At 27.6% G+C, this 13,104-nt stretch carries 11 protein-coding genes; 9 read left to right on the top strand and 2 right to left on the bottom strand.

Features of this window, described 5'->3' with window-relative positions; genetic code table 4:
• Nucleotides 1–2: 2 nt before the first annotated feature.
• Genes AACL04_RS04380 through AACL04_RS04360 form a run of 5 tightly spaced genes read left to right on the top strand, consistent with a single transcriptional unit; the run spans nt 3 to nt 4,688 of the window.
• On the top strand, nt 3–554 hold the full coding sequence (locus tag AACL04_RS04380; RefSeq protein ID WP_339029878.1) for a F0F1 ATP synthase subunit delta: 552 nt from the start codon (nt 3–5) through the stop codon (nt 552–554).
• Between the two features lie 4 nt (nt 555–558).
• Nucleotides 559–2,133, top strand: coding sequence for a F0F1 ATP synthase subunit alpha (gene atpA / locus AACL04_RS04375; protein ID WP_339029876.1), 1,575 nt, complete (start codon nt 559–561; stop codon nt 2,131–2,133).
• A gap of 1 nt (nt 2,134) precedes the next feature.
• Nucleotides 2,135–2,986 carry an ATP synthase F1 subunit gamma gene (atpG, locus tag AACL04_RS04370; RefSeq protein WP_339029875.1) on the top strand — a complete coding sequence of 284 codons (852 nt, stop codon included), beginning with the start codon at nt 2,135–2,137 and terminating at the stop codon, nt 2,984–2,986.
• Between the two features lie 11 nt (nt 2,987–2,997).
• On the top strand, nt 2,998–4,395 hold the full coding sequence (atpD, locus tag AACL04_RS04365) for a F0F1 ATP synthase subunit beta (protein ID WP_339029874.1): 1,398 nt from the start codon (nt 2,998–3,000) through the stop codon (nt 4,393–4,395).
• Complete coding sequence (locus AACL04_RS04360; protein WP_339029873.1) at nt 4,395–4,688, top strand: F0F1 ATP synthase subunit epsilon; 294 nt, start codon at nt 4,395–4,397, stop codon at nt 4,686–4,688. Before atpD ends, AACL04_RS04360 begins: the two co-directional genes overlap by 1 nt.
• Here the strand turns inward: AACL04_RS04360 and AACL04_RS04355 are convergent.
• A complete protein-coding gene (locus AACL04_RS04355; RefSeq protein ID WP_339029871.1) occupies nt 4,685–5,614 on the bottom strand; it encodes a 5'-3' exonuclease in 930 nt (309 codons plus the stop codon). The two genes, AACL04_RS04360 and AACL04_RS04355, sit on opposite strands and share 4 nt — an antisense overlap.
• Nucleotides 5,615–5,626: 12 nt before the next feature.
• Nucleotides 5,627–6,223, bottom strand: coding sequence for a YigZ family protein (locus AACL04_RS04350; protein ID WP_339029869.1), 597 nt, complete (start codon nt 6,221–6,223; stop codon nt 5,627–5,629).
• A 182-nt stretch (nt 6,224–6,405) separates the two neighbouring features.
• Here AACL04_RS04350 and AACL04_RS04345 point away from each other — a divergent pair, with 182 nt between their 5' ends.
• The 4 genes from AACL04_RS04345 (at nt 6,406) to secA (ending at nt 13,021) form a co-directional block, all read left to right on the top strand.
• A complete protein-coding gene (locus AACL04_RS04345) occupies nt 6,406–7,545 on the top strand; it encodes a TSUP family transporter (RefSeq protein ID WP_339029867.1) in 1,140 nt (379 codons plus the stop codon).
• 1 nt (nt 7,546) lies between these two features.
• On the top strand, nt 7,547–8,737 hold the full coding sequence (locus AACL04_RS04340) for a glycine C-acetyltransferase (RefSeq protein ID WP_339029865.1): 1,191 nt from the start codon (nt 7,547–7,549) through the stop codon (nt 8,735–8,737).
• 2 nt (nt 8,738–8,739) lie between these two features.
• The gene (locus AACL04_RS04335; RefSeq protein WP_339029863.1) at nt 8,740–9,705 is read left to right on the top strand and encodes an L-threonine 3-dehydrogenase; all 966 of its coding nucleotides are present in this window, start codon (nt 8,740–8,742) and stop codon (nt 9,703–9,705) included.
• A 412-nt stretch (nt 9,706–10,117) separates the two neighbouring features.
• Nucleotides 10,118–13,021 (top strand): preprotein translocase subunit SecA, encoded by a 2,904-nt coding sequence (gene secA / locus AACL04_RS04330; RefSeq protein ID WP_339029861.1) that lies wholly within the window; start codon nt 10,118–10,120, stop codon nt 13,019–13,021.
• The last annotated feature ends 83 nt before the right edge of the window (nt 13,022–13,104 follow it).

The raw sequence follows: 13,104 nt of genomic DNA, 5'->3' as shown, positions 1-13,104 counted from the left end.
AAGTGATTAAACAATCTTTAATTAATAATTGAGCAACAGCAATTTGTGAATTAATTGTTGAAGAAAAAAAAGCTAAATCATTTACAAAAACTTTAGAAGAATTAAAAAACATTTTTGAGCTAAATCAAGAAGCAATATACTTTTTATCAAATAAATTTATTGATGTTAAAACTAGAATAAAATTTATTGAAAATATTTTTAAAAAAGATTTAGAACCATTAGTTCTAAATTGTTTAAAATTAATTGTTGAAAGAGAAATTTTTTCATATATAGAATATATCTTAAATGCTGCAATAAAAAAATTATGAGAGAGTTTAGATATTAAAAAAGGAATAATTTATTCAACTTTAAAAATTGATCAAAAATATATTTCTACCATTGAAGAAAAAATTAAAAATAAAATAAATCAAAATATAAAACTGGAAAACAAAATTGATAACTCTTTAATTGCTGGTATTAGAATTGAAGTTGCTAATAATATTTTTGATTTTTCATTAAAGGGAAAAGTTGAAGATATGAAAAATATTATTTTGGAAAATAGAGAGCAGAGGTAAAGATATGTCACTTAAAATAAATGAAATATCAGAGGTTATAAAAAAACAAATTAAAGAATATGGCAAAAATATTATTCAATCACAAGAAGGTACTGTTGCAAGTATTGGTGATGGTGTTGCTCTTTTATTTGGACTTGAAGATGTTATGATGGGTGAACTTTTAATTTTCTCAAATGATATTTATGGTATGGCTCTTAATTTGGAAGAGGGTGCAGTTGGTGCAGTTATTATGGGTGATGATTCAAAAATTCGTCAGGGTGATAAAGTTATTAGAACCTGCAAAGTTGTTGAAACTCCAGTTGGTGATACTCTCTTGGGAAGAGTTTTAAATGGAATGGGTTCACCAATTGATGGAAATGGACCATTGAAGAATACAAAATTTGCACCAGTAGAAAAAATTGCTTCAGGAGTTATGTCTAGAAAATCAGTTAATCAACCAATGGAAACAGGAATTATGTCAATTGACTCAATAATACCTATTGGAAAAGGACAACGTGAATTAATTATTGGTGATAGACAAACTGGTAAAACAGCAATTGCTATTGATTCAATTATTAATCAAAAAGGAAAAAATGTTAAGTGTATTTATGTAGCTATTGGTCAAAAAGAGTCAACAGTTGCTCAAGTTGTTGAAAAATTAAAACAAGCTGGGTCAATGGAATATACAACAGTAATTTCAGCATCAGCAAGTGAATCAGCACCAATTCAATATATAGCTCCTTATACTGGAGTTTCAATTGCAGAAGAATGAATGTCTAAAGGTGATGATGTTTTAATTATTTATGATGATTTATCAAAGCATGCAATTGCTTATCGAACTTTATCTTTATTATTAAGACGTCCACCAGGTCGTGAAGCATATCCAGGAGATGTTTTTTATCTACACTCAAGATTACTTGAAAGAGCAGCAAGAGTAAATGAAAATTTTGGTGGAGGAAGTATTACAGCTTTACCAATTGTTGAAACTCAAGCTGGAGATATATCTGCATATATACCAACCAATGTAATTTCAATTACTGATGGGCAAATCTTTTTATCAGAGCAATTATTTAACTCAGGTATTAGACCAGCTGTTGATACTGGATTGTCTGTATCAAGGGTAGGTTCTGCAGCTCAAATTAAAGCAGTTAAACAAGTAGCTAGTACTTTAAAATTGGAATTGGCTCAATATTATGAGTTACAAGCATTTGCAAAATTTGGGAGTGATCTAGATGAAACTACAAAAGAAACATTAAATCATGGTCAAAAAATTGTTGAACTTCTAAAGCAAAGACAATATAAACCAACAGCCCAAATTGATCAAGCAATTTTATTATTATCTATTAAAGAAAGATTAATAAAATGATTACCACTAAGTGAAATGATTAATTTTAAAGAGTCAGTTTTTTACCATTTTGAAAATGATAAAAATGCTAAAGCTCTTAGAAAAATGCTAGAAGCAGAAAAAGAGTTTAGTGATAATTTATATGCTTCTGTAAAATCTCAATTGATACTGGTTTTAAAAAATATTACTTCAAAGTTACAAGGTTATAAAGTTGATGACTATGGTAAAAAAGATGAGTATGAAAGTTTAGGTTAGTATGGCAAATTTAAGTGAATTAAAAGCTGGAATAAGTTCAATAAAAGATATTGGTAAAATTACTGGGGCAATGGAATTAGTTGCAACAGCAAAATTAAAAAAAATATCTAAAAGGATGGGAAACATTCAAACTTATTTAGATGAAGTATACGATGTTTTTAATTATATTATTTCACACTCAGAGGACTCAATATATTTAAAAAAACAAAGCCAAGTATTAAACAGTACTTTATGAATTGTTATTGGTTCTAATTTAGGATTATGTGGTGGGTATAACTCAAGTATTTTTAAAGTATTAAAACCATTAGTAAATAAAAAAACAGATAGTGTAATTGCAATTGGAACAAAGGTTGTTAACTTTTGTAGAGCAAATAATATAAATATTAAAGAGGAATTTTTAGATATTGATGTTGATTTTTCAAATGAGCAATCAAGAAAAATGTCAGTTAATTTACTAAACTCTTTTGTTCAAAAAGAATTTGATCAAATAAAAATTGTCTATACAAAATTTATTAATAATGTTACTTTTGAACCAACTGTTTTAGATATGTTTCCAATTGAAAAAAATCAAGATGAGAATGAATTACATCAAGATTTAATTTTAGAACCAGATCCAGAAACTGTATTAACAACAAGTGTTTCAATGTATTTAAATACAATTTTATTTGGTACAATCATTGAATCACAAGTGTCAGAACATGCAAGTAGAAGAATGGCTATGGAAGCTGCAAATAAAAATGGTAAGGAACTTTCAGAAAATTTAAGTGTAGTATTTAATAGAAAAAGACAAGAAAATATTACACAAGAAATTAGTGAAATTATTGGAGGAGCTAATGCTCAAAATGAAGATTAGAGGTAATAAGTATGACAGAAAAAATTACACAAGGTAAAGTTGTTCAAGTAATGGGTCCTGTTGTGGATGTAAAATTCAAACAAGAGGATATGCCAAAACTTTATAATACAATCGAATTGGATAATAATGGAATAAAACTTGTTTTAGAAGTTGTTCAACATATTGGTGATGACTTGGTTAGAACTATTGCTATGGGTCCTACTGAAGGTTTAGTTCGTGGAATCATTGGAACAAATACTGGAGGACCGATTAGTGTTCCAGTAGGAGATAAAGTTCTGGGAAGAATGTTTAATGTTTTAGGTGATCCAATAGATGATAAACCTCCAGTTAAAGGAGAAAGAATGCCAATTCATAGATTAGCTCCAAATTATGACGAACTTGCTACTTCTGCTGAGATTTTAGAAACAGGAATTAAAGTTATAGATTTAATGATGCCTTTTGCAAAAGGAGGTAAAATTGGTTTATTTGGTGGAGCGGGAGTTGGAAAAACAGTTCTTGTTCAAGAGTTAATTAATAATGTGGCTAAAGCCCATGGTGGTATTTCTGTATTTGCAGGAGTTGGTGAAAGAACAAGAGAAGGCAATGATTTATATTTTGAAATGATAGATGCAGGAGTTATTGATAAAACATCTTTGGTTTTTGGTCAAATGAATGAACCACCAGGAGCAAGAATGAGAGTTGCTCTTACTGGTTTAACAATTGCAGAATATTTTAGAGATATTAAAAATCAAGATGTACTTTTATTTATTGATAATATTTTTAGATTTACTCAAGCAGGTTCAGAGGTTTCTGCTCTTTTAGGAAGAATGCCTTCGGCTGTTGGATATCAACCAACATTAGCAACTGAAATGGGAGCACTTCAAGAAAGAATTACGTCAACTCAAAAAGGTTCGATTACATCTGTACAAGCAGTTTATGTACCAGCAGATGATTTGACTGATCCAGCTCCAGCTACAACATTTACTCACTTAGATGCTTCTGTAGTTTTGGATAGAACTATTGCATCATTGGGAATCTATCCAGCAATTGATCCATTAAATTCAAATTCTAGGATGTTAGATCCACAAATTGTAGGAGAGAATCATTATCAGATAGCTTTAAAAGTACAAGAAACTTTACAAAAATACAAGGAACTACAATCAATAATAGCAATTCTTGGGATGGAAGAACTTTCAGAAGAAGATAAAGTTGTAGTTAATAGGGCAAGAAAAATAAGAAACTTTATGTCTCAACCATTTACTGTTGGTGAAAAATTTACAGGTAGAAGTGGTAAATACGTTGCAGTTAAAGATACAGTAAGTTCATTTGAATCTATATTAAATGGTAGTTTAGATTATATTCCTGAGATTTTATTTATGTATGCAGGTTCAGTTGAAGAAGTTATTGAAAGATTCAAAAATAAAAAATAATGCAACTAACTAAATTAAAAATCATTACTCCTGAAGGCGTATATATAGATGATTTGGAAGTAGAATATGCAAATGTAAGAACTTCAGATGGACAAATAACAATTTATGCCAACCATACTTCAATTGTTTCAACACTTCTTATTGGTGATATGAAATATGAAGTTGATGGAACTATAAAATATATTCATCTTCATAGAGGAATAATAAGAGTTTCAAAAGATCAAATTAGAATATTAACTCAAAGACTTTATGAGGTTGATGAAAAAGGTCAAAAAATAAAAACAGAGATTTAAGAAAGTTCTTGTATCTCTGTTTTTATTTTTTCTTTATAACTAAGTTGTTGTTTAACTTTATCTTCAATCATTTTAGTAAATGCTCACATTTTCTCTCTTTTTAGAAAACCCATAAATCTTATGTAGTTAATTCTTAAAGGTTTAAAGTTAATTCTACCAATATCAACATTTTTTAATATTTTTGCAATTTGCTTATTCATTAAAACTTTTTCTTTGCAAAGCTCAAGTTTTTTTCTTTGCTCTTCAGGAAAGTCAGTTAAGTTTTTATAAATATTTTCAACACATCCATATTTTGCAACTAATTTTGTTGCTGTATTATAATGCATTCCTCTAACACCCTTTATGTTATCTGATTGATCACCTAATAATGATTTTATATCAGGTATTTGACAGGGTTTGCAACCAAATTTTTCAAAAACTTCTTTTTTTGTTATTATTTCTTGTTTACATTTTTTTGATTGTTGTGAAACAACCTTTACATCATCACAAATTAATTGGTATGTATCTTTATCATTTGAAACTATTTCAACTTGATATCCAAGTTTAACAGCTATTCTAGAAATAGTTCCCATGATATCGTCACCTTCATATTTAACTTTTTCATATCATGGTATATTTGCAGCAGTTAAAAAATCTCTAACTAATTGCATTTGTGGAATTAAATCTGATGGTGTTTCTTTTCTTGTTGCTTTATATTCTGGATATATTTCTTTTCTTCAACATTCTTTTCCCACATCAAATGTAACTAGTACAGTATGATATTCATTTGATTGAACTAATTGAAAGACGTTTGCTACAAAGACGTATACGGCATTTATTAAAACTCCGTCTCTATTTATAGCAACTTTTTTTCTCTTTAAACTTCCATAATAACCTTTGTGAAGAAGATGATAACCATCTATAATCACAACTTTTTTCTTATCCATTATTGTTCTCCTTTAATAATACCCTTGCTTAATTTTTAAAATATTTATTTTATCTTTAATAGAGTCAATTTTTTCAATTTTATCTAAATTGAATTCTACCGTAACTAAATCTTCAGTATACGTATAATTAATGTCTTCAGCTTGTTTTAATAAAAATAAATTAATAGCTTTAATATCTGCTATTTTAAAATTTATTTTTATATTATTTAGAAGTCTTAATTTTTTAAAGTCACTTTCCTTCATTATTTCAATTGCTAAATTAGTATAAGCTTTTTGCAATCCGCCTTTTCCTAATTTTACTCCACCATAATATCTTTTAACAAATATTATAATATCAGTAACATTATTTACTTCAATTAGTTTTAATAATGGTTCACCTGCAGTTCCGTTTGGTTCACCATCATTGTTGTATCCATAATTTAAATTATCATGGCCATACTTAAAAGCATAGCAATTATGAGTTGCTCCTTTATCAATATACTTTTTTATAAAATTTTCTAATTCAGTTTTATTTGTTACTTTTGAAATATAGGTAGTGAATCTTGATTTCTTAGTTAAGAAGCTTCTTATCACAATATTGTTATTGCTTAATATTTTTAAACTTATCATAACTTTACCACTAATTATTTTACTCTTTTATTACAAAAAATAATAGTTTTTATTTAAATATTTTATTTTATTATATTGGAAAAATTTATATTATTTTAATAAAAAATGGAGAAAATATTGGTTTTTTTTTTTTTTTTATCATATTAATGGTTATAAGTTTTTATAACCGTAGAAAGAAAAGAATGAGAAAGGAAAATATTATAGTGAAAGAAGAATCAGAGTTACTTTTATCAAAGCAAGAGCATAAGAAAAAATTTGCTAAATGGATGTTATTTTTTTCTATTGCAATGGTAGTAACTATTATATCAATTTTAATTAACTATTTAGTTTTTTTCCCTTGACAAAACCCTGGGAAGGTTATTTGAGAGGGGGAGCAATTAATTGCCTTTATAATTTGTATATTTTTATTATTATCTGCAGTTGTATTTAGTGTAATTTACTTTTGATTTACATTAAAAGTCAAATACGAAGATGTAAATCAAAAAGAAAAAGCAATTTTGGCAGTAGGTTTCACTGGAGGGTTTACAGATACAATTGGTGTTGGTTCATTTGGAGTTATTACTGGTTTATTAAAAGGAACAAGAGCAATAAAAGATGATACAAAGTTACCTGGAACATTAAATGTGGCTTTAGGTGTAAGTGCTTTGATAGAGTCAGCTTTATTTGTTGGTTCGATTCAAGTAAACATTGCCACTCTATTAATTTTAGTTATATCAATTATTTGTGGGACTTTTGTAGGTTCCTTATTTGTATCAAAAATAAAAGATCAAACTTCAATAAAAATTATTATGGGGGTAGTTTTATTTTTTGTAGCAATATTAATGATTTTAACTCATCCTCAAGTTAACGTAATTAGTACATCAAATATTGGAGATAAAACATCACTTATGGATAAACCATGAAGAATTATTATTGGAACAATTGTATTTTTCTTTTTAGGAATGATTCAATCATTTGGAATTGGTCTATATGCACCAGCAATGGCGACACTATCTTTTTTAGGATTACAACAAGAAGTAGTGTTTCCTATAATGGCTTGTGGATCAGCTTTATGTATGTTGCCTGCAGCATATACTTTTATAAAAAGAAAAAAATATTTACAACAAACGTCCAATTTAATTTTAATATCAGCCATTTTTGGTGTTGTATGTTCGTTTTTACTAATCTTTGTAGGCTTACAAATGGGAGCAGGAATGGACAAAAAAACTTTTGATATAGTTCTTAAATGATTAGCAATTGCTGTTATATTTTATGTCTCAATATCTATGTTAGTTGAATTTTATTTAATTAAAAAAAGACAGAAAGTAAATAAAGGAGAATAAAATGAGTTTATATAATCGTTTAGAAGAAGAATTAAAAATAAGAAAAGAAGATAAACTTTATAACATTATCAAAATACTTGAGGGAGCTCAAAGTGATATTGTAAAAATTAATAATAAAGATTTTTTAAATATGTGCTCAAATAATTATTTAGGGTTTGCAAATGATCCAATTACAGTCCAAGCAATTAAAGAAGCAGCAGACAAATATGGAGTAGGACCGGGAGCTGTAAGATCAATTTCTGGTAGTTACTCTGTTCATAGAGAATTTGAAAAAATTTTAGCGGAGTTTAAAAATTCTGAAGATGCTTTAGTTATTCAAAGTGGATTTCAAGCAAATACCGGACTAATACCAACGATTACAAATGATAATGATTTAATCATTTCTGATGAATTAAATCATGCTTCAATAATTGATGGAATTCGCTTATCAAAAGCCAAAAGAGCTGTTTATAAACATTGCGATATGAACGATTTAGAAAATATATTAAAAATTAATTCTAATGAAGTAACAGGCAATATTTTTATTATCACAGATGGTGTTTTTTCTATGGATGGAGATATTGCTCCATTAGATAAAATTAGCTATTTAGCAAAAAAATATAATGCTTATAGCATTGTTGATGATGCCCATGGTGAAGGAGTACTTGGACCAAATGGTCAAGGCTCAATTGCACACTTTGGTCTGGAAGGAAAAATTGATATAGAAGTTGGAACATTATCAAAGGCGTATGGGCTTGTTGGAGGTTTTATTTGTGGTAATTCAATACTAATTGAATATCTAAAGCAAAAATCTAGAGTTTTTTTATTCTCATCCTCACTACAAACAGGAATTTGTTATGCTGGAATAAAAATTATAAAAGAAATGAAAAAATCAAATGATAGAATTAAAAAACTTTGAGAAAATACAAAATATATTCAAAATAAGTTTACTGAAAATGGTTATTCAATAGGCAATACAAAAACTCCAATTACACCATTTATGGTAGGTGAAGAATCAATTGCTACAGAATTAACTAAAATATTATTTGAGAAACAAATTTTAGTATCTCCCATTATTTATCCAACAGTTTCAAAAGGAAAAGCCAGAATAAGATTAATGATTTCATCATTACATTCAAAAGAACAATTAGATCAAGTCTATAAAGTTATTACAGAAGAGTTTGAAAAAATTAAAACAAAAGGAGAGAAATAGATATGAAAAAAGTTTTAATTACAGGAGCTTTAGGACAAATAGGTTCGGAGTTAGTTTTACGTTTAAGAAAAGATTTGGGAAATGATAATGTGATAGCAACAGATATAAGAAAACTTGAGAATAATTTTATTTGTGAGGAAGGAGTTTTTGAAAAATTAGATGTCACTAATTATGATTCATTTTTACAGCTGGCAAAAAAATATGAAGTAGATACAATTATTCATTTAGCAGCTTTATTGTCAGCAACTGCTGAAAAAAATCCCAAATTTGCTTGAGATTTAAATATGAATGGATTAATGAACGCTTTGGAAATAGCTAAGGAATTAAATACAAAATTTTTTGCTCCGTCATCAATAGCGGCATATGGACCAGATGCAGAAGCAAATAATACTCCTCAAGATACAGTTATGAATCCTACAACAATGTATGGGGTAACAAAAGTTGCAGGAGAATTATTAGAAAATTATTATAATAAGAAATATGGTGTTGACTCAAGATCAGTAAGATTCCCAGGATTAATATCATATAAAGTTGAACCTGGTGGAGGAACTACTGATTATGCTGTTGATATTTATTATCAGGCATTATTAAAAGGTAACTATGAAAGTTATATTGATAAAGGAACAAAAATGGACATGATGTATATGGATGATGCAATTGACGCTATTGTCCAACTAATGAATGCGGATCCAAAAAAATTAATTCATAGAAATTCATTTAATATAACTGCTATGTCTTTTGCACCAGAAGAAATTTTTGAATCAATTAAAAAGTATATTCCCGATTTTAAAATGGATTATAAAGTTGATACTGTTCGTCAAAAAATTGCAGATTCTTGACCAAATAGTATTGATGATAGTTGTGCAAGAAAAGAATGAGATTTTAATCCTAAGTATAATTTAGATACAATGACAAAAGAAATGTTAGAAAAATTAAAAGACAAATTAAAATCAGAGGGCAAAATTTAATAAATAAGCTCCTTTAACTTTTTAAATTAGAGGGACTTTGGAATTTAAAATAGTGCAGTAGTTTTTGGAGAGTATAGTTCATTTACTAAAACATTTATATATTAAATAATTTATAGTTGTAATCAATTTAACCAGTAATTTTTATTTACTGGTTTTTTTAATGAGATAAGAAAAATTGGAATTCTATTTAAAATTTTAATCCAATTAATTTGTATTTGGGATTTATTTTTTTGAAAAAAAATAATATAATTAGTTTAATAGCAAATTTCACATAAGAAATTTTAAATTATGGCATATTTAATATATTAAAAAGTTTTTATGAAATATTTTTCCGTTTATAACTTTCTATTTGGCAATAATAATTGTATAATGATTAAGATTTTTGACTTAGCAAAAAAAGGAGTAGTTTTTAATGGCAAGAGACAAATCAATAGTTAAGAAGCACGGTAAAATAGCAGAGCAAATTATTTCACTGGAAGCGGACTATGAAAAATTAAGTGAAACAGAATTATCAAATAAAACACAGGAATTTAAAGATAGATTAGCAAACGGTGAAACTTTAGATGAACTTTTAGTTGAAGCTTTTGCAGTAGTTAGAGAAGTTGCATTTAGGGTTTTAAAACTGAAAGCTTATAAAGTTCAATTAATTGGTGCTATTATTTTACATCAAGGTGATGTTGCAGAAATGAGAACTGGTGAAGGTAAGACTTTAACTGGTCTTTTTCCTGCATACCTAAATGCTTTATCTGGTTTAGGAGTTCACGTTGTTACTGTTAACGAATACTTATCTAGAAGAGATAGCGAAATTAATGGTCAAGTTTATGACATGTTAGGAATTAGTGTTGGATTAAATGGTAGAGATTTATCTAAAGAACAAAAAAGAGCTGCTTATTCTAAAGATATTACTTATACAACAAACTCAGAATTAGGATTTGATTACTTAAGAGATAATATGGTATATCGTTTAGATCAAAAAGTTCAAAGAAAACTTAACTTTGCAATTATTGATGAGGCTGACTCAATACTTATTGATGAGGCAAGAACACCTTTAATTATTTCTGGGGGAAGCCAAAATAGAATTAATTTATATAAAGCAGCTGATTCATTTTCTAAATCATTGGATGAAAAAACAGACATTGAAATTGATTTAGAATCAAAACAAGTTTATTTAATTGAACCTGGAATTCAAAAAGCACATAAATTCTTTAGTATTGATAATCTATTTGATTTTAGAAATACTGAGGTATTTCACTTAATTATGAATGCCTTAAAAGCAATGTTTACTTTTAAAAAAGAAGTTGAGTATACTGTTCAAGGTAATGAGATTATTTTAATTGATCAGTTTACAGGAAGAACAATGCCAGGTAGAGCTTATAGTGATGGTTTGCAACAAGCATTACAAGCAAAAGAGGGTGTTGAAATTGAAGAAGAAACAACAACTTTAGCTACAATTACTTATCAAAATTTTTACAGACTTTATAATAAACTTTCAGGAATGACAGGAACTGCAAAAACTGAAGAAGAAGAATTCTTAAAAATATATAATACAAGAGTTATTGTTTGTCCAACAAATAAACCAATTATTAGAGTTGATGAACCAGACTTAACTTTTGGAACAATTAATGCTAAATTAAAGCACTTAGTAAAAGATTTAGAAGAAGTAACGCAATCTGGAAGACCAGTACTTATTGGAACAACATCAGTGGATTCTTCTGAACAAGTTTCTCATTATTTACAAAAGGCTGGTTTAAAGTTTGAAATGATTAATGCTAAAAATCACCATAGAGAAGCTGAAATAGTTGAAAAAGCTGGACAAGTAGGTTCTATAACATTAGCAACAAATATGGCTGGGCGTGGAACAGACATTAAACTTTCAGAAGATGCTAGAAAAAATGGTGGTCTGTTTGTTATGGGTATTGAACGTAACGAAGCAAGACGTATTGACAATCAGCTAAGAGGTAGAGCTGGTAGACAAGGTGATCCAGGGAGCTCAAGATTTTATATTTCTATGGAAGATGAATTAATGATTCGTTTTTCAGCTCCTAAATTAAGACAAATGTTTTTAAAATTGGGTGATGATCATATTAAATCAAGACTATTTACAAGAGCAATTACAAATGCTCAAAAAAAACTTGAGGGATTAAATTTTGATCAACGTAAAAATGTTCTTGATTACGATAATATTCTTTCACAGCAACGTGAAGCTATTTATTCACAAAGAGATTCAATTCTAGAACAAGAAACTTTAAAGGGAGTTATTGCGAGATTTCAATATACAATTGCATATGAAATTGTGGAAAGAAACTCAGAGCTTGTTAGAGGAGAAAGAACAATTAATATTTCTTCTCTAATAAAAGAAATTAACTCAAGATTTGTTATTGAAGGTTCATTAAGTGAAAAAGACTTTGGTGGATTAGAAAAAGCACAAATTGCAAAAAAGATTTCTGAAAGTATGATGGAATTATATTTAAGCAAAACAAATTCTGTACCACAAGAAGTTATAAGTGAAATGGAAAGAAGAACTATTCTTCAATCACTTGACTATCATTGACAAAAACACATTAATATAAATCAAAAATTAAGAAGTGGTATTTATTTACAACAATATGCACAAAATAATCCATTGCATGAATATGTAGAAGAATCAGCTAGGTTATTCAATAAAATGAAAATAATGATTGCAGAAGAAACAATTATTAAACTATATGGATCATTTGTAAGAGAAGTTGGACCAAATGAAAAAACTATTGAATTTAATAATGAAGAGCCAAAAACTATTAATATAAGTGATAAAGATATTGATCAAATTCTAGAAGAATGAGAAATTCCTAAAGAAAAATTTGCAAGAGCAAATGTTGATAAAAGATTTAAAGAACTTAAAAAGAACTTAAAAGGTAAAAAAGAAGAGTTAGAAAAAGTTAAATTTCAATATGCAATTCTTGAGGGCTTAATGAAAAAACTTGATGAAATTTTCTCTCAGCAACAAAAACAATCAGCTGAAATTCCTTTTGAAGAAGTTGAAAGAATGGTAACTAAATTTAAGTTGAAGAAAATCTTTACTGCAAAAGATGTTAAAGCAAGTTATGAAAAATTAGTTAAAAAAGAAACTGATGAAGCTGAAAAAACAAAATTACTAATTGAAACACAGATATTAATGGCATTAGCAACTGAATTAGAAAAAAAACAAAAAGAATTTAAGGTTTTAGATGAAAATGGTAAAGTTAAAAAAACATTTAAAACTAACCCTGATGGCTCAATTTCAGAAGAAGATATTGAAGACACTGAGCAAGTTCAAACAAAAACAAAAATTGGATAAAATATTTTTTTCTATTTTTTACAACAAGATAAATGTCTTGTTTTTTTAATTAATCTATGTAAAATATTGCTAGGCAATATTAT

The sequence above is a fragment of the Spiroplasma endosymbiont of Cantharis nigra genome, from assembly GCF_964019925.1.
Classification (GTDB): domain Bacteria; phylum Bacillota_I; class Bacilli_A; order Mycoplasmatales; family Mycoplasmataceae; genus Spiroplasma_A.
Note: the sequence above shows the minus strand (reverse complement) of the source record. Positions and strands in the feature narration are given on the sequence as shown.